This is a genomic window from Actinomycetota bacterium (genome assembly GCA_023488435.1).
GTDB lineage: Bacteria > Actinomycetota > Coriobacteriia > Anaerosomatales > UBA912 > UBA912.
The window spans coordinates 1-23,529 of the sequence record JAMDCK010000030.1; the positions used below are offsets into that span (position 1 = coordinate 1).

Genomic DNA, 23,529 nt, shown 5'->3' on the forward strand with positions numbered 1-23,529 from the left:
AACAGCAGGGTACTCCTTTACCCCGGAAGTCGTATGTCGTAACATTAGCGTTCGTTTTGTTTGTAGTGTGACCTTCGGGTCACATCGACCGGAGGTGAATAGTTGTCAGTCAGGATCCGTCTAGCCCGTGCTGGCGCCAAGAGAGCGCCGTTCTACCGTGTAGTGATCGCCGATGCGCGCTCCCCCAGGGACGGCCGCTTCATAGAGATCGTCGGCAGATACAATCCACGCACCCAGCCATCCACGATAGCCATCGACATCGAGAAGGTCGACGAGTGGATCGCTAAGGGCGCCCAGATGTCCCCAACAGTAGCGAAGCTTGTCGCCGCATCACGCAACGTGGATGGGCCTGCACCTGAGAAATCCGAGCGTCTCTCGAAGAAAGCCCAGGCAAAGGCTGCCGAACAAGAGGCAGAGGCCGCCAAGGCCGCCGAGGCACCCGCTCCGGAGGAAGCCGCAGAGGATGCAGGCGATACCGTTGCCGAGGCCGACTCAGAGTCTGCACAATGAGCTCGGGGTCATGACAATGACCGATAGCACCAATGTCGAGCGGCTTCTTAAAGTCGTCGTGACTTCCCTGGTGGACGAACCCGACGCTGTCGTCATATCCCGCAGTGACCTTGGAAACAAGGTCAGGTATGCGATCACCGTCGGCCCAGATGACGTGGGCAAGGTCATTGGAAGACAGGGTCGGATTGTCAAAGCGATCAGGACCGTCGCCAGAGCAGCCGCCAGCCTCGATGGAGACCTCATCGAAGTCGACATCGTCGGCTAGCCTGCGCTCATGGAAGAATCTCCTTTCGTACCACTGGCTCGGATCGTTGGAGCTCACGGCCTGAAAGGGGAGGTCAAGGTTGCTGTCTTGGTGCCTGAAGGCACGCTTCTTGATGACCTGTCGGTATGGGTGGTTCCACCCTCGGTAGGCGTCAACGCTGCCCGCATAGAGTCCATCAGAGGCACCTCCCAACGCACGATTCTGAAGCTCTCAGGCGTCGATTCGATCGATGATGCTGCGCGGTTGAGGGGCTGTACCATTATGGCCGCAACCAAAGATGTGCCTAAGATCGCATTGAGTTCGGAGGAGCCGAGCGTCATCGGTATGCAGGTACACGATGACTCACGTGGACATCTGGGAGAGGTGACCGAGGTCATTCACACCGGTGCCAACGACGTCTGGGTCGTCGAGGGCGAGCGATACGGCCAGGTGCTCATACCGGCGATCGATGATGTTATCGTTGCGGTCGACTCGCCAGACGGCTCAATCCGCATCAGGCTGCTCGAGGGACTGATAGACGATGACCGATAAGCCACTACGGATCGACGTTTTGACCGCCTTTCCAGCGGTCCTGACCGCACCCTTGGAGGCCTCGATCCTAGGCATCGCTCTGAAGCGCGGCGTCTACTCGGCGCATGTACACGATCTCAGAGAGTGGGCGAGAGACAAACATCGCTCGATCGACGACTACCCGTACGGCGGTGGACCAGGGATGGTGCTGCGCCCCGAGCCGGTATTCGACGCCGTCCGCGCCATCTCGGCGATGGACAGCAGGTCGCCTCGGATTGTGATCATGAGTCCTCGCGGCACTCGATTCGACCAGAAGACCGCCGAGCGGTATTCTCTGATGGAACGCATCTTGCTCGTGTGCGGTAGGTACGAAGGCTTCGACGAGCGCGTATACTCCTTGGCCGATGAGGTCGTTTCGGTCGGGGACTACGTCCTGACCGGGGGAGAAATCCCTGCGTTGTGTGTCATCGATGCCACTGTGCGACTACTGCCTGGTGCGCTTGGCGACGAGGACTCGGCCGCGCTTGAATCCTTCACGACCGGATTGCTGGAGCATCCGCAGTTCACGCGGCCTTCCGTCTTCGAGGACATGCAGGTCCCAGAGGTTCTGCTCAGCGGCGATCACGCCCGCATCGAGCGATGGAGGCGAGAGCAGGCTGTATTGATGACCGTCCGGCATCGTCCGGACCTGATCGAGACGACTTCGATGTCCGATGCCGACCTTGCCGTGGTCGAGGGCTTCGAGAGAAAGAGAGACGCGAAGTGAGTAATCCCGCAGACGAGGCGCAGCCGAAGACCGATGCCAGACCTGTTGAGTCAGGTCCCATTGTCGAAGACGGACGCACCCGCCGAGTCTCAGAGAGTGGGCGAGAGACAAACATCGCTCGATCGACGACTACCCGTACGGCGGTGGACCAGGGATGGTGCTGCGCCCCGAGCCGGTATTCGACGCCGTCCGCGCCATCTCGGCGATGGACAGCAGGTCGCCTCGGATTGTGATCATGAGTCCTCGCGGCACTCGATTCGACCAGAAGACCGCCGAGCGGTATTCTCTGATGGAACGCATCTTGCTCGTGTGCGGTAGGTACGAAGGCTTCGACGAGCGCGTATACTCCTTGGCCGATGAGGTCGTTTCGGTCGGGGACTACGTCCTGACCGGGGGAGAAATCCCTGCGTTGTGTGTCATCGATGCCACTGTGCGACTACTGCCTGGTGCGCTTGGCGACGAGGACTCGGCCGCGCTTGAATCCTTCACGACCGGATTGCTGGAGCATCCGCAGTTCACGCGGCCTTCCGTCTTCGAGGACATGCAGGTCCCAGAGGTTCTGCTCAGCGGCGATCACGCCCGCATCGAGCGATGGAGGCGAGAGCAGGCTGTATTGATGACCGTCCGGCATCGTCCGGACCTGATCGAGACGACTTCGATGTCCGATGCCGACCTTGCCGTGGTCGAGGGCTTCGAGAGAAAGAGAGACGCGAAGTGAGTAATCCCGCAGACGAGGCGCAGCCGAAGACCGATGCCAGACCTGTTGAGTCAGGTCCCATTGTCGAAGACGGACGCACCCGCCGAGAAGGCCCTGGCCTTGGGCGTTGGATCGTGGAGACCGTTGTCATGGTCGCTCTGGCCTTCGCGCTCGCACAGGGGATCAAGACCTTCGTAGTCCAGCCTTTCGTGATCCCTACCGGGTCCATGGAGCCCACCATCCTTGTCGGTGATCGCGTCCTCGCCGAGAAGATCACTTATCGTTTTTCGCCACCTTCGGCAGGGGATATTGTTGTCTTCGATGATCCGGCCGGTATGTACCCGCAGTTGATCAAAAGGATCGTCGCTGTCGGCGGTCAGACGATCGACATACGGGACGGGGCGGTCTTCATCGATGGAGCGCTCCTGGAAGAGCCCTATACCGCTGCGGCCATGACCGAGCTCGCGGGCCAGTCGCTCCCAATCACCATCCCTGAGGACTATGTCTGGCTAATGGGCGACAATCGTCCCAACAGCTCCGATAGTCGAATATTCGGCCCGCAGCCTGTGGAATCCATCGGAGGACGTGCTGTCGCGATCTACTGGCCCCCAAGTCGAATCGGTGGGCTATAGACGGTTGCGCATCGGCCGGCATATTGGCTATACTTCCCATTTGTGTCCCAGTGTGGATATGATACTTGTACGAATACCAACCTGGATATCGAGGTAAACGAATTGGATATCATCAGAGCCATTGAGCAGCAGCAGATCCGTGACGACCTTCCTGCCTTCGAGGTCGGCGATACGGTCAAGGTCCACTATCGCGTTGTGGAAGGTACCCGCGAGAGGATCCAGGTCTTCCAGGGTGTCGTCATATCGCGACACGGTTCTGGTAACCGTGAGACCTTCGCTGTTCGCAAAGTCTCTTTCGGGATCGGTGTAGAGCGGAAGTTTCCTGTCCACTCTCCGAAGATCCAGAAGATCGAGATCGTCGTCAGGGCCAAGGTTCGCCGCTCCAAGCTGTACTTCCTCCGCGACAAGATCGGTAAAGCTGCTCGCCTCAAAGAGCGCGCATACTAGACCGAAAGCTCGCTTTCCCTGGTGCGGGGCCCAAAAGCCCCGCATCTATGTGAATTGGTGGTTGACGTGATGCTTCGATGATGCCCGATGAGGTCGAGCTTCTCAGGTTGCAGCGACTATCGTCAATGGAGGATTCACTCCGAAGTGCAGGGGCTACCTACATCGCCGGTGTTGATGAGGTAGGCCGAGGGGCCCTCGCTGGCCCGCTCACGGTTTGCGCAGTGATTCTTCCTCCGGGTTGTCTGATCATCGGCCTTGATGATTCCAAGCGACTTTCGCCTACCAAGCGCCGCCGGATAGCCTCCGAGATTGAGCGCTGCGCTGTCGATTACTCAGTGACCCACATTGAGTCTGCTCTCATCGACCGAGACGGACTACCTGCTTCGCTTAAATCCGCAGTGGCGTCGGCGGTTGCCGGCCTGAGGGTTGCGTGTTGCCACGTTCTTCTGGACGGCCCGCCACTACGAGTCCACCCAGCCGAGACCTCAGTGGTTCGCGGTGATTCCCAAGTTGCAGCTATTGCGGCTGCGTCCATAGTGGCTAAAGTCCATCGTGATGCGCTGATGCAAGAGCTGGATACCATTCATCCGGAGTATGGATTCGCTACGAACAAGGGGTACGGAACCGCTCATCATCTGGAAATGATCCGCACGCATGGAGTCACATCCGCGCACCGACGATCTTTCCATCCGTGCGCTGGACTCCAGGAATCCATCTAGTCAGGAATCCGATAGTCTTTGGTTGGGTCAGAGCTATACCCTCGATTAGCCTGTACATTTTCTCGAGGGGGGAACTATGGAACCAAGACGAATCGGTGATCGAGGCGAGGACGCTGCAGTAGCATATCTTGAGCGCTCCGGTATGACGATCATTGAAAGGAACTGGCGATGTGGTCACGGAGAACTGGATATTGTCTGTTTCGATGACGAAGTGCTGGTTCTTGTGGAGGTCAAGACACGGACAACCGCACGTGCTGGAACAGGCGAAGAGGCGGTTTCGACGCAAAAACAGCGAAAACTGGCTCGTCTGGCCAGGGAGTATGTCCACACTAACGGTCTCCACGAAACCCCTATGAGATTCGATGTGATCGCCATCAGGGTCATTGCCAGTGACCGAGCTATGATCAGGCACCACAAAGATGCATTTGCGGTCTCATGAGAACAGGCGGGCAGGCTAGGATTGCAACTGGAACGATTATTGGGACGAGTGCGATTCCAGTGGAGGTGCAGGTGGATGTCAGCCCCGGGCTCCCAGCGTTCCACTTGGTCGGACTTGGTGACACCGCCGTCCAAGAGGCCAGAGAGCGTGTGAGGGCCGCGATCAGGGCTACTGGATTCACTTTTCCCAATGCACGTGTTGTGATTAATCTCGCACCATCACCACTGCGTAAACATGGAACCGGATTCGATCTTCCTATAGCCGCTGGGATCCTGTTGGCAACCGGTCAGGTGAACCCCACGATCATTGATCGATCCTATCTCGTGGGAGAGCTATCTTTGGATGGCAGACTCCGTTCGATCCCTGGAATCTTAGCGCACGTAATAGGAGCCCAGGGGTCCAACAGGGTGCTGATGGCGCCATTGGATGCGGGACGATACTGCTCTGCTTTCAATGCCGAGTTCAGGCCTGTCCCCTCATTGAAGCATCTTGATCCGACGCTACCTGTGAATGGAGATGCGAGGATCGACAGACATTCCATAGTCGAACAGGTTTCTTCATTCGATCTTGTGGACGTTATCGGGCAGGAGCTTGCTGTACGGGCTCTGATGATAGCCGCCGCCGGCGGGCATCACATGATGTTCATCGGTCCGCCAGGGTCAGGTAAAACAATGCTGGCAAGAAGGCTGCCTGGTCTTCTTCAACCTTTGACTGAGAGTGAGGCGCTGGAAACTGCGCTCATCTACTCAATTTCGGGTTTGGATGAGGAGCCATACCTGCGTGGAAACAGGCCCTTTCGTGCGCCCCACCACTCTTGCTCAGTCGCCGGCTTGATAGGTGGGGGCTCCCCGCCCAGACCTGGAGAGATTTCATTAGCGCACAATGGCGTCCTCTTCCTCGATGAGTTGACCCAGTTTCCGCCATCCGCGCTACAGGCGCTGCGTCAACCCATGGAGGACGGGATCGTAACCCTAGTTCGTGCAGAGGGCAGGATTGCCTATCCTGGCAAATTCTCTTTGGTGGCTGCATGCAATCCGTGCCCATGCGGCTTTTCCGGTGACTCTCAGAGAGCCTGCACCTGTACTCCCCAGGCAGTCAATCGATACATGAACCGCATTGGCGGTCCACTTATCGATCGGATGGACATCAATCTACGGGTCGACAGAATCGACCCTGGCCGGCTACTGACCTCTGGTGGAGGCCCCCCAACCTCTGATATAGAACCGGTCGTCAGGCGGGCTCGACAGACAGCAATCGCCAGACAGGGGAAGACAAACTCAATGTTGACGGGGAAGGAGGCGCGTTCGGCATGTCGAATCAAGGGCCGCGCGGAGGAATTACTCGCCGGCTATGCCGCACGACACCATTTCTCTGGTAGGGCCATTACCAAGATCCTACGAGTCTCAAGAACCTGCGCCGACATTGCAGGCTGCCCCGATGTCAAAGTTGAGCACGTACATGAGGCCCTGATGTTTCGAACATATGAAAGCAGTGATCAATGAACAGGTTTGCCGTGGAGTTGGGTAGCGAGTCGTATCCAGAGTCACTACTGCAAAGTGAATCCCCCCCTAAGGTGCTTTACGGGATGGGGGACCGTAGCCTACTTTCCGTCCCTACCATCGGAATAATAGGTGCGAGAAAAGCGACACCATACGGAATCCGTGCGAGTAGGTTGTTCGCCGAATGGATCGCAGCTAGCGGTCTTACCGTGGTTTCCGGGGCGGCCATTGGTTGCGATCAGGCCGCCCAGATGGCTGCTCTGGACGCTGGCGGTAGAACCATTGCCGTTTTGGGCTGCGGGTGTGATGTCGACTATCCATCGGGTTCCTCAGCAATGCTTAAAGTTATCAGAGAGAAGCATCTTGTCGTCTCGGAGCGGGAGTGGGGAGCCAGACCAGCAAGGTGGGCACTACGTGTCCGCAACAGGATAATCGCAGCTCTGTCGCATCATCTCTTGGTTGTGGAAGCCGGTCTGCCGTCGGGCACCTTTTCAACGGTGGATTACAAACTCAATGGAACTGGGATGGTATTCGTAGTTCCCGGATCGATCTTTTCGCCGAGCTCCCGCGGATGTAACCGCCTCATCTCCCAGGGTGCCATTCCGCTATGCGATGTGTCCGATCTAAGTATGCATCTAGGGCTTTCAGGCACCACACAGTTAAAGGATACTGCTCCAAGTATGACTGATCTCTCCCCAGTGCATCGCGCGCTGCTAGCTGAGCCGATGCGGCCAGACGACATCGCCTATGAGCTCGGCCTAGACATTCTCTCAGTAGCTCGGATACTTTCTGAGATGGAATCCGCCGGTACAATATATAGAAATAATGATGGTCGATATGGCCTGCGGTAGTCCCCAAAGATCGAAAGGACATTGGACTGAATGCGCTCATCACTTGAAGGACTTCGCGGAAACTCTGAGGTGGTAGTGATTGGTGCAGGTCTCGCAGGATGTGAGGCGGCACTACAGCTTGCATCCCGTGGAGTCCGGGTCGTGCTTTGGGAAATGCGTCCCTTAGTGAGTTCCCCCGCGCACTCAACCTCTCTGTTCGCTGAGCTTGTCTGCTCCAATTCCTTCAAGAGCCTTGATCCAACCTCAGCGTCGGGGTCTTTGAAGACTGAACTAGGCTTGATGGGATCGTTCTTACTCAGAATTGCTCATGAAGCGTCGATTCCCGCAGGTGGTGCTTTGGCGGTGGACAGAAAAAGATTCGCAGAAATCGTCACCGAGACAATCGAGGGTCATCCTTCAATACATGTTGTTCGTGATGAGTTCCGGGAGATTCCTGGCGGTCGCAGTATCATTGCCACCGGACCACTGACGAGTGAATCCATGGCGAACGCCCTCTTTGAGTTGACGGGCACAAGAGGTCTGTCGTTTTACGATGCTGCTGCGCCGGTCCTTGATTCCTTGACCATCGATACCAATGTTGCCTTTCTTCAGTCCCGATACGACAAGGGAGCTAGTGCAGATTATCTCAACTGTCCGATGGACCAGGAAGAGTACGAACACTTCATCAAGGAACTTGTTGAAGCGAAACGAGTGATTCAAAAGGATTTTGAGAGCAGAGATTTATTCGCAGGGTGTCAGCCCGTTGAAGAGATCGCTCGTAAAGGGTCGGATTCACTTCGATACGGGCCAATGAAACCTGTCGGTCTCACTGATCCGCGCACAGGCACGAGGCCTTGGGCGGTCGTCCAACTTCGCCCCGAGAACTCCGCAAGGACTGCCTTCAACATGGTTGGATTCCAAACCAATCTCACCTTTGCTGAACAAAAGCGTGTCTTTTCACTGATCCCCGGACTGAAAGACGCAGAGTTCCTCAGGTATGGGGTGATGCATCGCAATACATTCATCAATTCTCCCGAGATGCTGGACTCAACTCTCGCACTGCGCTCAATGCCACACCTTAGGATCGCCGGACAGCTCAATGGCACGGAGGGCTACCTTGAATCAATTGCGGGAGGAGTCATCGCCGGGCTTAATTGTTATTGTGATTTAAGAGGACTTCCACCCTTTGTGTTGCCGCCCACGTCTGCGCTGGGCTCCCTCGTGGATTACATTACGAGCCCGCAGACTGTCGATTTCCAACCAATGAATGTCAACTGGGGCCTCGTCCCCGCTCTCGAGGAAAGGGTCCGCTCAAAGCGCTTGCGGTATGAGGCATATGCTGCACGAGCCAAGGACTCAGTCGCAGTCTCCACTAGTCAGCATCCATTGTTCAGGGGATAGACCATGGATTCCATCCAAGAATATTTGGAAGTGTTCGTTTTGGATCTAAGCGAGCACCGCGGGCTCTCGGTCAATACGGTCAAGGCCTACAGCGCTGATGTCGGCCACTTCACAACTTGGGCACTGTCGAACCAAGTCGATCCAATGGCTCCTGATCATAGGCAGATACGACGCTATCTTGCGCTGCTCACAGCGGCACGATATTCCAGAGCGACGATTGCCAGAAGATTCTCCGCCCTGCGATGCTGGTATAAGTTCCTCCAAAAGCGAGGCGTGATCGATTTCGATCCATCGTCCATCACCACGACGCCTAGGATTCATAAGAAACTTCCAACAGTCGTTTCGGAGGGCTTTATCGACGGGATAATCCAGGCTATTCAGGCCACTTCGCCTCTCGGGTTGCGGGATATCGCAATGGTTGAGTTGCTGTATGCGAGTGGGATCAGAGTTTCAGAGCTTGCAGGACTGAGCTTGTCGAATCTGGATTTGAAAGCTGGCACAATTCAGGTGATGGGCAAGGGATCGAAGGAGAGAATCGTGCCAATCCATCCCAACGCCTGTCGCGCGATTGAGGAGTACATGGCCCTAAGCCGCCCTTCACTGTACCGAGAATCAACCTACGGAGAATCGACCGACACCCTATTCTTGACCAAATCCGGAAAACCGATGACATCTGATACGGTTAGAGTCAGACTCAACTTGGCTCTTCGGCGATATGGGAATGTCGCCAAGATATCCCCGCACACTCTAAGGCACACCTTTGCAAGTCATCTGCTTGCTGCGGGAGCCGACTTGCGTACTATCCAGGAACTGCTCGGACACGTTGCGCTGTCTACCACACAGATTTATACTCACGTGGGTAGAAACCAGCTAAAAGACGTTCACGCTAGGGCCCATCCGCGCGCATGAACTTATCCTACTAGGGGCAACATAATATGAATCAGATACCCTCGACGGACATCAATCAGCTTTGGTGTGCGTACAAGGAGCAGGACTGCCCTCAGTGCAGAGAGCAGTTGATCGTCAACTATGCCCCGATCGTCAAGTATGTAGCTGGTCGAGTCTCATCAGGGTTGCCAAACACCGTCGACATCGCGGACCTGATCAGCTACGGACTGTTCGGACTGATCGATGCAATCGAGAAGTTCGATTTAGACCGGGGAATTAAGTTCGAGACATATGCCATAGCTCGTATCAAGGGTGCTATAATCGATGAGCTTCGGGCATTGGACTGGGTTCCAAGATCCGTCAGGTCTAAGGGAAAGGACATTGAGAACGCATATGTCGTTCTTGAAAATCGACTCCTGCGGACCCCAACGGACGCTGAGGTTGCCAAGGAACTCGGTGTCACACTGAAAGAGCTGAATACAACTCTTGCCAAGCTCTCCTATGCCACAGTCGTTTCCTTTGACGAGCTGTGGGCGAAGCGGGAATTCGATGATCGATTCGATCCAGCGAGCAATATTGTAGATGTCACAGCTGAGGACCCAGTTGGTATTTATGAGAATACAGAGGTTAGAGAGATTCTCTCAGGTGCGATTGAGCAACTTCCTGACCGGGAGAGAATCGTAGTCGCACTCTACTATTACGAAGGTCTGACTTTGAAGGAGATTGGCCAGGTACTGGGTGTAACCGAATCGAGAGTGAGTCAGCTTCACACTAAGGCAGTTTTGCGCCTTCGCGCAAAACTTCACAGTCCATCGAAATCCGTCTTCTGAAGTGGAGTGATTATGTCAAGGCGCACCATTCTGATAGTTGAGGACACCGAGCTTATCCGAAAGATATATGCGGACAAGTTGTCGCAAGAGGGCTATCAGGTCCTAGCTGTTGGAAATGGACTTGATGCGCTCAATACCCTAAAAAGCAACGAGGTTCATCTGATTCTGCTCGACTTGATCATGCCGACGATGAGCGGACTCGAGGTGCTTGAAGCAATTAAAGCTGATCCAAGGTTTGTTGCTATTCCGGTCATCGTATTGACTAACCTCGGCCACGAAGCCGACATCGAGGCAGGCATGGAGCTGGGAGCGGATGATTACCTTGTAAAGAATCAGGCGAAGCCTTCGGATGTAGTGGACAAGATTCATCGTCTACTCGATGAGAAGACCTCCGAAGCCCGCGAAGACACATATCGTCTTTTCGTGAAGGATCGCGAAGGAGATGCTGATAGGTTCATCTCTGACATGAGTTTGCGAAGACGCCTCTGGTGCCCTGCTTGCGAGGTTGAACTGCAGCTGGAGTTGATCCCGAAGCCACAGCTACCAGGTTGGTTCGATGCCACCATAGTTTGTCCGACCTGCGGAAAAGGCCAGCAATAGCGCGAACTGCTTCCGCGAGTCTACAAGTATGAACTTTCTCGGTAGATAGTCGCTGGCCCCTGTTCAGCGGGGCATTATGTGGTAGACTGCATAGTCCCATATCACACACGCAAGTTGATCCTGATGCCGAGGTGCTCAAGTTCGCGGACTTGAGTCGGCAGGGAAATGATGCTTGCGGAGGAACCCAACCTGGAGGTAGCTATGCCCGTTTCAATCCGAAGCTTGCTTGAGGCTGGCGTCCATTTCGGACATCAGACACGTCGCTGGAATCCCAAGATGAAGCCTTACATCTTCACGGAGCGCAGCGGAATCTACATTCTCGACCTACAGCGTACCCAAAAAGAACTCGATCACGCCCGCAAGTTTGTTCTAGATCTCGTTGCCGGTGGTGGCAGTATCCTCTTCGTTGGAACCAAAAAACAGGCTCAGGAGCCAATCGCCAACGAAGCCGAGCGTTCAGGGCAGCCATACATCAATCACCGCTGGATGGGTGGCATGCTGACCAACTTCGTCACCATGAGGCAAAGGGTTGCGCGCCTTGTTGAGTTGGAGACCATGGAAACCGACGGTCGGATGGCCAGCCTTCCGAAGAAAGAGCAGCTGCTGCTCCGCAAGGAGTGGGCAAAGCTCGACCAGAACCTTAACGGCGTTCGCGAGATGACTAAACTCCCTGCAGCACTGTTCGTAGTCGACACCAAGCGTGAGGCTATCGCAGTAGCGGAGGCCCGCCGTCTGAGAATTCCCATCATAGGACTTGTAGACACCAACGGCGATCCCGACGAGGTCGACATCGTCATCCCCGGTAACGATGATGCGATCCGGGCTATCGCACTAATGTGCAAGGTAATCGCAGATGCGGCAATCACTGGAACCGCCGTTCTTGAGGGTCCCATTGTGGCTGCTCCTGCAGTGGAAGCAGCCACAGTCGCTGCTCCGAGTGAAGAAGTTCCCGCTCAAGAGGAACCCGTGCCGGTGCCAGAGGCCCCTGCGACCTAGTCATTGCCCATGACCATGACAGCGCGGCCCCGCTATGGTCTCGCTTGACGAATTAACTGGAGGAACAACTGTAATGGAAATCACTGCAAAGATGGTCAAAGACCTGCGTGAGTCTACCGGCGCGGGAATGATGGATTGCAAGTGTGCACTGGTTGACTCATGTGGTGACATGGAAAAGGCAGTGGATATTCTTCGCACTAAAGGCTTGGCGGCTCTTGCCAAGAAGGCTGGTCGCGCAACTGACGAGGGCATCATTAGTGGCTGGACCTCTGATGCTGCTGATGTCGGTGCGATGATCGAGATCAACTGCGAAACCGACTTCGTCGCTCGCAACTCGGACTTCCAGTCTTTCGGTGCGCAGCTTGCTTCTCACGTAGGAATATCGGCCCCCACGGATGTTTCTCAGATGCTGGAACAGCCTTTCCTTGGCGGAGGGGAGACCGTTGAGCGTACACTTGGAGAGATGGTTGGCCGTGTCGGAGAGAACATCACGATTTCTCGGTTTGCAAGGTACGCCCTGAGCTCGAATCATGGTGCCATCTCCGTCTACATACATGGGATTGGAAACATAGGCGTCCTGCTTGAGGTCTCCTGCTCCTCCTCAGAGGCGACAGAGGCCGCATCATTCAAAGAACTTGGACGAAACCTCGCTATGCAAATCGCGGCGACAGCTCCTGTGGCAGTTAGTCGCGACGAGATATCTCAGGAGATCGTTGAGCATGAGCTGACGATCTACAAGGCGCAGGCGGCCGAGTCTGGCAAGCCGGTTGAGATTCAGGAGAAAATGGCGGTCGGCAGAATCGAGAAGTTCTACAAGGAAGTGGCGCTTCTTGAGCAGATTTATGTCAAGGATGACTCCATGACGGTCGAACAGTATGTGAAAAGCGTTGCCAAGGAATTGGGCGCAGAGGCATCCATCGTCCGCTTCGAGAGGTTTGCGCTAGGCGGAGGAAGGAACTAGCCCTCCTGCACACGGATACATATCAGCGTTACACAGCCCTGCATGTGACCTATCGGGGCTGTGTTGCTGTATGCTGTCGCATGGTGCATGGTTATTGACACGATCGTTCGTCCAGTGAATGGAGGCAAAGTGGCCGATTTCAGGTTCAATCGGGTCCTTCTGAAGCTTTCAGGTGAGGCATTGCAGGGCGATGGAGAGTACGGCATCGACCCTTCGGTACTGAAATTCCTGGCCCTTCAGATTAAGCCCGTTGTGTCAGCCGGAGTACAGGTGTCGATCGTAGTTGGAGGAGGCAACATATTCCGTGGATTAGCTGCGGCGTCTCGGGGTATGGATCGCGCCCAGGCCGACTATATGGGCATGCTTGCTACGGTCATGAACTCACTGGCACTTCAAGACGCGCTCGAGAGTCACGGTGTTTTCACACGCGTGATGAGTGCCATAGAGATGCAGGCTGTTTCGGAGCCATACATCAGGCGTAGGGCCATAAGACATATCGAAAAGGGTCGAGTCGTTATCTTTGCTGCGGGAACTGGGAACCCCTACTTCACCACAGATACTACTGCTGCCTTGAGGGCATTGGAGATCAACGCCGACTGCATCATGAAGGCCACCAAAGTAGACGGAGTGTTCGATTCAGACCCTCGGTCGAATCCCGATGCTAAGCGGTTCGATGAACTGACCTACATCGAAGTTCTCAATCGTGGACTTCAGGTCATGGACTCAACGGCCATCTCGCTGTGCATGGACAACGGCTTGCCTATCATCGTTTTCAATATGCAGGTTGAAGGCAACATCCAACGAGCCCTTCTGGGAGAGAAGGTCGGTACAATCGTAAGGGGTGAATCCAGATGATGGATGAAGTGATCAAACACACGATCGACCACATGGAAAAGACCATCACTGTGCTCACAAAGGAGTTCCAGGGCGTAAGGACAGGAAGAGCGACAGCGGTCATCCTTGATAGGGTCTCCGTCGACTACTACGGTGTCCCCACGCCTGTTGCTCAGGTGGCGGCAATCAAATCTCCTGAGCCGCAACTACTCGTCATCGAACCTTGGGATAAGTCGATGATCGGGACCATCGAAAAGGCGATCCTCAGCTCAGATCTCGGCCTGAATCCGTCAAACGACGGAACCCTCATCCGTCTTCCGTTTCCCCCACTCACTGAGGAGCGACGCAAAGAGCTGGTAAAGGTATGCAGGGGATACGCCGAAGATGGCAAAGTCGCCATCCGCAACGTTCGCCGAGAAGCTAACGACAAGCTCAAGCGTATGGAGAAGGAAGGGGACATCAGCCAAGACGACCTCCGGCGGGCCGAGGCTGAGGTCCAAAAGGAGACAGACAAGTTTGTTGCGCGCGTCGATGATCTGTTGAAGCGCAAGGAGCAAGAGATACTGGAGGTCTAGAGTCCGGGATGCCGCCGATAGATCCACAAATGAGCAAGTTCTTTCGAGGTGGTCCTGGGATCGATCTCCTGCCCAGGCTTGTCAGTGACCTTCTTCCGAAGCACGTCGCCATCATCATGGACGGCAACGGACGATGGGCGAAACGTCGCGGCTTGCCCCGCTTGGCTGGCCATCGTGCCGGCGTTAAAGCCGTGCGTGAGGCGATAGCTTGTTGTCTGGAGCTTGGTGTGGGCGTCCTGACTGTCTACTCGTTCTCCTCGGAAAACTGGTCCAGGCCTCTAGACGAGGTATCTGGACTCATGGATCTTTTCGTCGAGGTCCTTCAAAAGGAGCTCGTCAACCTTGAAGAAATGGAAGTGCGAGTTGTTGTGGCTGGAGACATGTCCGCTCTACCGCCTGCGACCCGCAACGCCTTCCAAGAGTGTGTTGCCCGCACGTCTGACTTCGATCGAATGACGCTAGTTGTTGCGATCAATTATGGCGGAAGACAGGAAATCATCTCGGCAGCCAGGCAGATTGCCCAGGATTGCATGGACAGCAAGATCCACCCGGATGACATCGACGAAAAGGTCATCTCCGGTCATCTGTATACCGCGGGTGTCCCAGACCCCGATCTTGTCATCCGTACAAGCGGGGAGCAGAGGTTCTCAAATTTCCTCCTTTGGCAGATCGCCTATGCGGAGTTCTGGATTACAGAGAAGCTTTGGCCTGATTTCGACCGGCATGAGTTGCTCAGGGCGATCATCGATTTCCAACGCCGAGACCGGCGTTACGGGGGAAGCCAGTGACGCTGCGTTCAACGAGTCCGTCCGATCCCAACGGGTTCAAACTCATAGGTAGCTTTCTTATCCGCGCATTGACTGGTGGGCTGATCGCCGTCGTCATGCTCGGAGTGGTCATGTATGCAAGCCCAGTGGGCCTTGGGTTGCTGGTCGCTCTCATTGCGACGATGTCTGCTAGAGAGTTGTTCCGAATTACCTTCGGCAGACGTCCGCGGCTGCCACAGGTTCTTGCCATGGTTGCCTGCGCCGCCATGCCTGTCTCAGCTGCTTACTATGGCTACCTTGGACTCAATTCGATAGTCGTTGCCTTACTGATTGCTCTCCTGACCATCTACTGTTTCATCAAAGAGCTTCGAATGGACGATGTCGCCCGGACTTTCATTGGCGCTCTCTACGTGGGATTCATGCTTTCCCATCTTGTGTTGCTGCACCGTTTTGAGGCCGGCGAGATCTTCGTACTGGCGGTCATCGTAAGCGTTTGGGCTAACGATGTCTTTGCGTATCTGATTGGATCCGCGTTAGGTCGCACTAAAATGGCGCCGCGAATCTCTCCGAACAAGACTTGGGAAGGATTCGCAGGTGGAGCTCTTTTCACTGTGGTCGTTTGGTCCAGCTTGACCCTGGTTCCCCAGAACACGATCCAGCTACCCATTTTGATTCTCATTGGTCTTGTTGTGGCTGTGGCGGGTGCCGTTGGTGACCTACTCGAGTCGCGGATCAAACGCGAGGGCGGAGTCAAGGATTCGGGCACCTTCTTTCCTGGTCACGGCGGAGTCCTTGACCGATTCGATAGCCTAATCGTGGTTTCCGTTGTTTCGTACTATCTGTTCTTGATTTTGGGAGTCTGATTTTCATGCCCTCGCGTCTGGTCATCCTGGGGTCGACAGGTTCTATCGGGACCCAGGCCCTAGACGTCGCTCGGAGTCATTCCGAGCAGATCAGTGTTGTCGGCCTTGCTGCACATTCCGACCTAGAGGGTCTCGTAGCCCAAGCCATCGAGTTCGACGTGCAGCGATTGGCCCTAGGATGCGAGTCACCGAGCGATTCCGAGCACAGAGCGTTGATTGACTTTGACTTTGAGTCAATCCGCCGAGGCACCGAAGGGGTTCTATCGCTCGTCACGGACGATGATGTCGATGTCGTTTTGAACGCAATCGTTGGCTCTGCAGGACTTAGGGCTACCATAGCCGCCTTGCAGGCTGGGAAGCGTCTGGCGCTGGCGAACAAGGAGTCCCTCGTCGTTGGCGGCGAACTTGTAACCAGACACGCAACAACCGATTCGCTAATCCCAGTAGACTCCGAACATTCGGCGATCTTTCAATGTCTCCAAGGCGAGGATAGCAAGCATATCGCGAGACTATGGCTGACGGCTTCAGGTGGCCCGTTCTTCGGGGTTGATCGAACAAGACTCCGATCCGTGACAGCCGAGCAAGCGCTAGCTCACCCTACTTGGAGCATGGGACATAAGATATCAATCGATTCGGCCACTTTGATGAACAAGGGACTTGAGGTCATTGAGGCGCATCACTTGTTCGGCGTACCGTTTGACTCGATATCGGTGGTCATCCATCCCCAGTCTTGTGTGCACTCAATGGTGGAGTTTACTGATGGATCAGTCTTGGCTCATTTGGGCGTGACAGACATGAGAATTCCTATCCAGTACGCGCTTTCGTATCCTCAGCGATGGGTGGCACCCGCGGCTCCTGTCGACTTCACGAAGCTAGGCTCCCTTGAGTTCCTGGAGCCGGATCCAACCACCTTCGGCTGTCTTTCGCTAGCTTATGAAGCGGGTCGCCAAGGCGGAAGTGCGCCAGTCGTCCTGAATGCTGCCAATGAGATTGCTGTTGCGGCATTCCTCGACGGCGAATGCGGCTTTCTAGATATTGAGCGGATTGTAGCTGAGTCGCTTGATCGGCATGAGGTGGAGCCCGTCGAATCTGTAGAACACATCGAGGAGATTGATGTCTCTTCGCGTCTGGTGGCTCGGGAGCTGATTTCTACATTGCGATGACGCTTCGCCACTTACACGCAGCCGGTGCCTGCGCTATGGCTTGCCATTTGCATGAAGTACAGCTACACAATCAGGGATTGAGCACTGTGATTTGGAGGAATGCAATTATATGGCCGGGATATTAGAAACTTTATCCGTCATCTTCTGGGGGATCGTTACATTCTCCATCCTTGTTGTTCTCCATGAAGGAGGGCACTATGCTGTGGCCCGAGCCTTCAAAGTAAGGGTTCACGAGTTCATGGTAGGGCTACCTGGGCCGGCGATACGCTACTTTTCCAAGAGTGGCACTGCCTTCGGAATCACGGCTGTACCGCTTGGGGGATATGTCCGAATAGCGGGCATGGAACCAGGGCCAGAAGATGATCTCCTCGGACCTGCACTCTACCGAGTGGCTTCCGCAGGACCCATCACTATGGAGGCACTCGCGAACGACTTGGGTGTCGACATCGATCGAGCGGCCTCCCTGATTGTGACCTTGGAGGATTGGGCCGCGATACAACCCAGCCAGCAGGCCGATGAGACTTTCTGCACCTCCACGCTCCCGCTGGCCGAAAAAACACCAGAAGAACTGCTTGCGCTCGCTAGGAGCTCGACTTACCGGGGACTCAGTACGCCTAAGCGCATCGCTGTGCTCGCGGCCGGTGTTTTCGTCAACTTGTTCGCTGCAATCGCAGTCTTTACTTTTGTGCTGTCTGTATGGGGCTACTACGAGCATTCCTTAGAAGTAGCGGAGATCGTGCCCGATTCCGCCGCTGCCCAGGCAGCAATCATGCCAGGGGACACAATCCTGGAGCTTGATGGGGTTCCCGTCGAGGCATGGGCCCAACTCAGCACCACCATCGGCGCCATGGAGCCTGGTGAGGAGCTGCAACTGACATACTCCCGCAATGGCGCGGTCAGCCAAACCGAAGTCATTCTAGGCGAATCTGAAGGGGGGAGGGGCTTTCTTGGGATTGCTCCAACGGTTGTTCCCGTAGAGCTTTCGGTGGTCGAGTCTTTCGTTGAGAGCATAAGCTGGGTAGGACTTGTCTTTGTGGCGATTGGGAACTTCTTCAACCCTGAGACCTTTGCTGCCTCCGTGGAAGGGGCTAGAAGTATCGTAGGTATCAGTGTCGAGGTGGAGCGAGCCGTTGAAGCCGGTCCACTGAGCTATGCCTGGATAGTTGCACTTCTGTCATTGTCCCTTGGGGCGATGAACATCCTTCCGATACCCCCTCTGGATGGTGGCAAGATAGTGATGGAGGTAGTTGAGCGTGTGCTAGGAAAACCGCTAGGCAGACGTTTCACTATCGGTGTCAGCCTAGCTGGCTTCGGCTTGCTTCTCAGTTTGATCGGGTATCTGATGTACGCTGACATCATGCGATATTTCGTCAACTCATGATGGATGGATCGGCGCCGATGGCTGAGATACAGCGCCGAGTGACACGTCGACTCAGTGTCGGTGGTGTGCCTGTCGGCGGTGGAGCACCGGTCACCGTCCAGTCGATGACCAACACCGATACAGGCGATTATAACGCCACTCTCGCGCAGATCATCAGGCTCTCCGCGGTGGGCTGCGAGATCATAAGAGTAGCGATACCCCACGCCCGTGACCTGGAGTCCTTCGGTCGAGTGTGTGCGGATTCTCCGATCCCCGTAGTAGCAGACATCCATTTTGACCACACGCTAGCCATCTCGGCGATTCAATCCGGAGCCTCGGCGGTTCGCATCAATCCTGGAAACATCGGATCGATGGCCGGAGTCGATGCCGTAATCGATGCGGCCGGCTGCGCGGGGGTTCCTATACGCATTGGCGTGAACGCAGGATCGCTGGCCAAGCAGTTTCACGACAAGGACTGGCCGTTGCCGCACAAGCTCGTTGCGAGTGCTTTGGATTTTGTGGAGCACTTCGAGTCCCGCGATTTCCGCGACATCGCACTGTCGGCAAAGGCATCATCTGTGCCGGCAACAGTCGCCGCGTATCGTATGCTCTCCCAAGAGACCGACTGTCCACTGCATATCGGCGTTACCGAGGCCGGTACCATTCGCAGCGGTACGGTAAAATCCGCTATCGGCATGGGAATCTTGCTTGCCGAGGGAATAGGGGACACCCTTAGGGTTTCCTTGACAGCCGACCCACTGGAGGAGGTTCTGGTCGGGTGGGATATCCTTGGTGCGCTCAACATCCGGCGTCGGGGAGCCGAGGTCATCAGCTGTCCGACTTGCAGTCGATGTCGTGTCGATCTGATCGGAATCACCCAGGAAGTTGAGCGACGTCTCAGTGAGTCGCCATGCGACCTGACCATTGCGGTCATGGGATGCGTGGTCAACGGTCCCGGTGAGGCCAGCGAGGCTGACATTGGCATAGCGGCAGGCGATGGGGTCGGGGTCATCTTCGTAAAGGGAGCCCCAACAAGAAAGGTGTCGGAGGGCGAGATCGTAGACGCACTTTTCGAAGAACTGAAGATCATGGAATCGTCTGGCTCCGCGTGATGGGAATCGCCTTGTCGGTCAAGATGCGATAAGCTGAAATACGAGATTTCCATCATACCGAAGGAGGTAGTCATGGGTGAGAGGGTTAGTGTAGCCGTGATTGGTGGCGGCCGTATGGGAACGCCGCTTGTCATGGACTTCCTGACGCGTCCCTTCGTTGACTTGGTTGCCGTAGTCGACAAGAATCCGGAGAGCCGCGGGGCCCAGATAGCCAAGCAGCACAACATCTTTTTCTGCACCGATGTGTCTGAGCTTGCCGCAGATGCCGAGAACATAGACATGGTCATAGATGTATCTGGAGATCCTCAGGTCAAGAAGTCGCTGAAGGAGGCTTTTGTAGCTTCAGGCAACAGGACAACCATCATCGTGCATGACATCACTGCACGCCTGATAATGAGCCTTGCTGCTGATTCTTCGGAATTGATCGCGACCGTCCATCCCGAAGATCGAGGGATCGGATAGACGCCTTATTTTGCAGTTCCAAGCGGGCCGCCGTCGGTTCTGGCGCGGCTCGCTTCAGTTTACGGAGGTAAATGACGTGCCGCTTGAACCAACTGCCCTTATGGCCAGCGACGTATATTGTCCTACCCTGAAAGAGGTACCAGCGGAGGCAGAGATTGCTTCACATCGCCTCATGCTCAGAGCGGGCTTGATTAGAAAGACGGCATCAGGGATATATTCGTTTCTGCCTCTCGGATATCGCTCGTTGATGAAGATCGAAGCCATTGTGCGGCAGGAGATGCATGCGGTTGGATCGCAAGAGGTGCTTCTTCCGATAGTCCAACCGTCCGAGCTGTGGCTTGAGTCGGGCCGTTGGTCTGTGTACGGCCCCGAGCTTGCAAGGCTAACCGATCGTTCCGGCCGTGAGTACTGCCTTGGTCCCACACACGAGGAGATAATCACAGCACTGGTTCGCAATGAGATTCGCAGCTATCGTCAACTGCCGGTCTCGCTGTTCCAAATCAACATGAAGTTCCGGGATGAAATCAGGCCCAGATTCGGACTGTTGCGCGGCCGTGAGTTCATAATGAAGGACGCCTACTCCTTCCACGCAACACAGGATTCGCTGCAAGAGCACTACGATGCTCAGAAAATCGCATACGGCCGGATTTGTGACCGCCTATCCTTGAGGTACCGGCCAGTTCAAGCTGAGTCAGGTCAGATCGGCGGCAGCGTGACCACTGAGTTCATGGCTTTGGCCGACTCCGGTGAAGCTGAAATCGTCTATTGCTCCTGCGGTTATGCAGCCAACGTTGATGTAGCTGAAGTCAATATGATGGTCGGTCCTCAAGGGCCGGCGGTTCCTCTCGAGAAGGTTGCAACTCCTGGCCTTAGAACCATCGCTGAACTTGCAGATGCCTTTGACATTGGCATAGCGGCAGGCGATGGGGTCGGGGTCATCTTCGTAAAGGGAGCCCCAACAAGAAAGGTGTCGGAGGGCGAGATCGTAGACGCACTTTTCGAAGAACTGAAGATCATGGAATCGTCTGGCTCCGCGTGATGGGAATCGCCTTGTCGGTCAAGATGCGATAAGCTGAAATACGAGATTTCCATCATACCGAAGGAGGTAGTCATGGGTGAGAGGGTTAGTGTAGCCGTGATTGGTGGCGGCCGTATGGGAACGCCGCTTGTCATGGACTTCCTGACGCGTCCCTTCGTTGACTTGGTTGCCGTAGTCGACAAGAATCCGGAGAGCCGCGGGGCCCAGATAGCCAAGCAGCACAACATCTTTTTCTGCACCGATGTGTCTGAGCTTGCCGCAGATGCCGAGAACATAGACATGGTCATAGATGTATCTGGAGATCCTCAGGTCAAGAAGTCGCTGAAGGAGGCTTTTGTAGCTTCAGGCAACAGGACAACCATCATCGTGCATGACATCACTGCACGCCTGATAATGAGCCTTGCTGCTGATTCTTCGGAATTGATCGCGACCGTCCATCCCGAAGATCGAGGGATCGGATAGACGCCTTATTTTGCAGTTCCAAGCGGGCCGCCGTCGGTTCTGGCGCGGCTCGCTTCAGTTTACGGAGGTAAATGACGTGCCGCTTGAACCAACTGCCCTTATGGCCAGCGACGTATATTGTCCTACCCTGAAAGAGGTACCAGCGGAGGCAGAGATTGCTTCACATCGCCTCATGCTCAGAGCGGGCTTGATTAGAAAGACGGCATCAGGGATATATTCGTTTCTGCCTCTCGGATATCGCTCGTTGATGAAGATCGAAGCCATTGTGCGGCAGGAGATGCATGCGGTTGGATCGCAAGAGGTGCTTCTTCCGATAGTCCAACCGTCCGAGCTGTGGCTTGAGTCGGGCCGTTGGTCTGTGTACGGCCCCGAGCTTGCAAGGCTAACCGATCGTTCCGGCCGTGAGTACTGCCTTGGTCCCACACACGAGGAGATAATCACAGCACTGGTTCGCAATGAGATTCGCAGCTATCGTCAACTGCCGGTCTCGCTGTTCCAAATCAACATGAAGTTCCGGGATGAAATCAGGCCCAGATTCGGACTGTTGCGCGGCCGTGAGTTCATAATGAAGGACGCCTACTCCTTCCACGCAACACAGGATTCGCTGCAAGAGCACTACGATGCTCAGAAAATCGCATACGGCCGGATTTGTGACCGCCTATCCTTGAGGTACCGGCCAGTTCAAGCTGAGTCAGGTCAGATCGGCGGCAGCGTGACCACTGAGTTCATGGCTTTGGCCGACTCCGGTGAAGCTGAAATCGTCTATTGCTCCTGCGGTTATGCAGCCAACGTTGATGTAGCTGAAGTCAATATGATGGTCGGTCCTCAAGGGCCGGCGGTTCCTCTCGAGAAGGTTGCAACTCCTGGCCTTAGAACCATCGCTGAACTTGCAGATGCCTTTGACCTGCTTTCATCGCAGACGGTCAAGACCATGGCTGCCAAGACCGTTGACTCCACACTGGTCTACTTCCTTCTCCCGGGCGACCGCGAGCTCAACCAGGTCAAGGCCCAAGCTGCGGTCCCCGGCGTGACTCTGCTTGACGAGGAGGACTTCAAGGCCTTCGGCATCCCGAAAGGTTCATTGGGCCCCGTGAACGCTCCATCGGGCACACTCCTCGTCGCGGACCGCTCGCTTCTTGAGCTCCTCACCTGGACTGTCGGTGCCAACGAGGACGGCTACCACTACTTCGGCGCTTCCCGTGATCGTGATTTCGAGATCGACCTGTTCGCCGACCTCTTGATCGCTTCGGCTGGCGATCGCTGCCCAGTCTGCAAATCCCAGTCGCTTGAGGTGGCTCGCGGTATCGAGGTCTCACAGGTCTTTCAGCTTGGGACCAAGTACTCGGAGGCGATGGGGGCAACCTTCATGTCCGAGGAGGGCAGGGAGGAGCCTCTCCTCATGGGCTGCTACGGCGTCGGCATCACACGTTGTCTTGCTGCGGTCATCGAACAACATCACGATGAAAAGGGTATTGCCTGGCCAATGGCGCTGGCACCAGTACACGTTGTGGTGCTACCCCTCATATCGGATCCTGCCGTCGCCGAGATGGCCTCCGACACATGGAAGGCGCTTGCTGAAAGCGGAGTCGAGACAATTCTGGATGATCGTGATGAAAGGGCTGGCGTCAAGTTCGCAGATGCCGACCTCATCGGCTATCCGATGCAGATAGTATTCGGAAAGAAGACGCTGACAGAAGGACTGGTTGAGCTCAGGGACCGCAAGACTGGAGAATCGAGGGACATTCCCGCCGACGAAATCTGTCAGCTGGTCACCGAAATCGTCAGAAAGGCCATCCGGGACTCAAGCTCGGTACCCGGGTAGCCCGACGCCTCACCACAAGGTCGACCAGGTCGAATCTTTGAGCATACGCCTGAGCTGACCTTGTGGTATCATAAGGTCGT

27 protein-coding genes and 1 pseudogene are annotated in these 23,529 nt (G+C 55.5%); all 28 read left to right on the plus strand.

Translation table 11 applies throughout. The features are described 5' to 3' along the window. Positions 1-102 precede the first annotated feature (102 nt). Positions 103-510 carry a 30S ribosomal protein S16 gene (gene rpsP / locus M1617_04440; GenBank protein ID MCL5887538.1) on the plus strand — a complete coding sequence of 136 codons (408 nt, stop codon included), beginning with the start codon at positions 103-105 and terminating at the stop codon, positions 508-510. A 10-nt stretch (positions 511-520) separates the two neighbouring features. Further along, complete coding sequence (locus M1617_04445) at positions 521-775, plus strand: KH domain-containing protein (protein MCL5887539.1); 255 nt, start codon at positions 521-523, stop codon at positions 773-775. A gap of 90 nt (positions 776-865) precedes the next feature. Then, the gene (rimM, locus tag M1617_04450) at positions 866-1,306 is read left to right on the plus strand and encodes a ribosome maturation factor RimM (GenBank protein MCL5887540.1); all 441 of its coding nucleotides are present in this window, start codon (positions 866-868) and stop codon (positions 1,304-1,306) included. After that, on the plus strand, positions 1,296-2,051 hold the full coding sequence (trmD, locus tag M1617_04455) for a tRNA (guanosine(37)-N1)-methyltransferase TrmD (protein ID MCL5887541.1): 756 nt from the start codon (positions 1,296-1,298) through the stop codon (positions 2,049-2,051). Before rimM ends, trmD (M1617_04455) begins: the two co-directional genes overlap by 11 nt. A gap of 121 nt (positions 2,052-2,172) precedes the next feature. Next, positions 2,173-2,769, plus strand: coding sequence for a tRNA (guanosine(37)-N1)-methyltransferase TrmD (gene trmD / locus M1617_04460; GenBank protein ID MCL5887542.1), 597 nt, complete (start codon positions 2,173-2,175; stop codon positions 2,767-2,769). Beyond that, positions 2,766-3,380, plus strand: a complete 615-nt coding sequence (lepB, locus tag M1617_04465; protein MCL5887543.1) for a signal peptidase I — start codon at positions 2,766-2,768, stop codon at positions 3,378-3,380. Before trmD (M1617_04460) ends, lepB begins: the two co-directional genes overlap by 4 nt. 102 nt (positions 3,381-3,482) lie before the next feature. Then, a complete protein-coding gene (gene rplS / locus M1617_04470) occupies positions 3,483-3,827 on the plus strand; it encodes a 50S ribosomal protein L19 (GenBank protein MCL5887544.1) in 345 nt (114 codons plus the stop codon). 77 nt (positions 3,828-3,904) lie between these two features. Beyond that, positions 3,905-4,546, plus strand: a complete 642-nt coding sequence (locus M1617_04475; GenBank protein MCL5887545.1) for a ribonuclease HII — start codon at positions 3,905-3,907, stop codon at positions 4,544-4,546. Between the two features lie 76 nt (positions 4,547-4,622). Continuing rightward, on the plus strand, positions 4,623-4,985 hold the full coding sequence (locus M1617_04480) for a YraN family protein (GenBank protein ID MCL5887546.1): 363 nt from the start codon (positions 4,623-4,625) through the stop codon (positions 4,983-4,985). Beyond that, entirely contained in the window at positions 4,982-6,487 is a 1,506-nt protein-coding gene (locus M1617_04485; protein MCL5887547.1) for a YifB family Mg chelatase-like AAA ATPase, read from the plus strand. The genes M1617_04480 and M1617_04485 overlap by 4 nt, the downstream gene beginning before the upstream one ends. Next, a complete protein-coding gene (locus M1617_04490) occupies positions 6,484-7,335 on the plus strand; it encodes a DNA-protecting protein DprA (protein ID MCL5887548.1) in 852 nt (283 codons plus the stop codon). Before M1617_04485 ends, M1617_04490 begins: the two co-directional genes overlap by 4 nt. Before the next feature lie 30 nt (positions 7,336-7,365). Next, on the plus strand, positions 7,366-8,715 hold the full coding sequence (gene trmFO / locus M1617_04495; protein MCL5887549.1) for a methylenetetrahydrofolate--tRNA-(uracil(54)-C(5))-methyltransferase (FADH(2)-oxidizing) TrmFO: 1,350 nt from the start codon (positions 7,366-7,368) through the stop codon (positions 8,713-8,715). 3 nt (positions 8,716-8,718) lie between these two features. Next, positions 8,719-9,624, plus strand: coding sequence for a tyrosine recombinase (locus M1617_04500; GenBank protein ID MCL5887550.1), 906 nt, complete (start codon positions 8,719-8,721; stop codon positions 9,622-9,624). A gap of 26 nt (positions 9,625-9,650) precedes the next feature. Beyond that, complete coding sequence (whiG, locus tag M1617_04505) at positions 9,651-10,433, plus strand: RNA polymerase sigma factor WhiG (protein MCL5887551.1); 783 nt, start codon at positions 9,651-9,653, stop codon at positions 10,431-10,433. Positions 10,434-10,445: 12 nt separating this feature from the next. Beyond that, positions 10,446-11,033: a response regulator gene (locus M1617_04510; GenBank protein ID MCL5887552.1), complete on the plus strand. Its 588-nt coding sequence runs from the start codon at positions 10,446-10,448 to the stop codon at positions 11,031-11,033. Between the two features lie 201 nt (positions 11,034-11,234). Next, entirely contained in the window at positions 11,235-12,029 is a 795-nt protein-coding gene (rpsB, locus tag M1617_04515) for a 30S ribosomal protein S2 (protein ID MCL5887553.1), read from the plus strand. Positions 12,030-12,063: 34 nt separating this feature from the next. Then, positions 12,064-12,990, plus strand: coding sequence for a translation elongation factor Ts (gene tsf / locus M1617_04520; protein ID MCL5887554.1), 927 nt, complete (start codon positions 12,064-12,066; stop codon positions 12,988-12,990). A gap of 129 nt (positions 12,991-13,119) precedes the next feature. Further along, positions 13,120-13,845: a UMP kinase gene (gene pyrH, locus M1617_04525; GenBank protein MCL5887555.1), complete on the plus strand. Its 726-nt coding sequence runs from the start codon at positions 13,120-13,122 to the stop codon at positions 13,843-13,845. Then, complete coding sequence (gene frr / locus M1617_04530) at positions 13,842-14,399, plus strand: ribosome recycling factor (GenBank protein MCL5887556.1); 558 nt, start codon at positions 13,842-13,844, stop codon at positions 14,397-14,399. Before pyrH ends, frr begins: the two co-directional genes overlap by 4 nt. 29 nt (positions 14,400-14,428) lie before the next feature. Further along, complete coding sequence (locus M1617_04535; protein MCL5887557.1) at positions 14,429-15,187, plus strand: isoprenyl transferase; 759 nt, start codon at positions 14,429-14,431, stop codon at positions 15,185-15,187. Further along, positions 15,184-16,029, plus strand: coding sequence for a phosphatidate cytidylyltransferase (locus M1617_04540; protein MCL5887558.1), 846 nt, complete (start codon positions 15,184-15,186; stop codon positions 16,027-16,029). Before M1617_04535 ends, M1617_04540 begins: the two co-directional genes overlap by 4 nt. 5 nt (positions 16,030-16,034) lie before the next feature. Beyond that, entirely contained in the window at positions 16,035-17,192 is a 1,158-nt protein-coding gene (gene dxr / locus M1617_04545) for a 1-deoxy-D-xylulose-5-phosphate reductoisomerase (GenBank protein ID MCL5887559.1), read from the plus strand. Between the two features lie 109 nt (positions 17,193-17,301). Next, positions 17,302-18,573, plus strand: coding sequence for a site-2 protease family protein (locus M1617_04550; protein MCL5887560.1), 1,272 nt, complete (start codon positions 17,302-17,304; stop codon positions 18,571-18,573). A 17-nt stretch (positions 18,574-18,590) separates the two neighbouring features. Next, a complete protein-coding gene (ispG, locus tag M1617_04555) occupies positions 18,591-19,664 on the plus strand; it encodes a flavodoxin-dependent (E)-4-hydroxy-3-methylbut-2-enyl-diphosphate synthase (GenBank protein MCL5887561.1) in 1,074 nt (357 codons plus the stop codon). A 72-nt stretch (positions 19,665-19,736) separates the two neighbouring features. Beyond that, the gene (locus M1617_04560) at positions 19,737-20,126 is read left to right on the plus strand and encodes a Gfo/Idh/MocA family oxidoreductase (GenBank protein ID MCL5887562.1); all 390 of its coding nucleotides are present in this window, start codon (positions 19,737-19,739) and stop codon (positions 20,124-20,126) included. A gap of 100 nt (positions 20,127-20,226) precedes the next feature. Then, positions 20,227-21,027 (plus strand): annotated as a pseudogene (gene proS / locus M1617_04565) (proline--tRNA ligase). Positions 21,028-21,237: 210 nt separating this feature from the next. Next, the gene (locus tag M1617_04570; GenBank protein ID MCL5887563.1) at positions 21,238-21,627 is read left to right on the plus strand and encodes a Gfo/Idh/MocA family oxidoreductase; all 390 of its coding nucleotides are present in this window, start codon (positions 21,238-21,240) and stop codon (positions 21,625-21,627) included. Positions 21,628-21,727: 100 nt separating this feature from the next. After that, on the plus strand, positions 21,728-23,449 hold the full coding sequence (locus tag M1617_04575) for a proline--tRNA ligase (protein ID MCL5887564.1): 1,722 nt from the start codon (positions 21,728-21,730) through the stop codon (positions 23,447-23,449). The last annotated feature ends 80 nt before the right edge of the window (positions 23,450-23,529 follow it).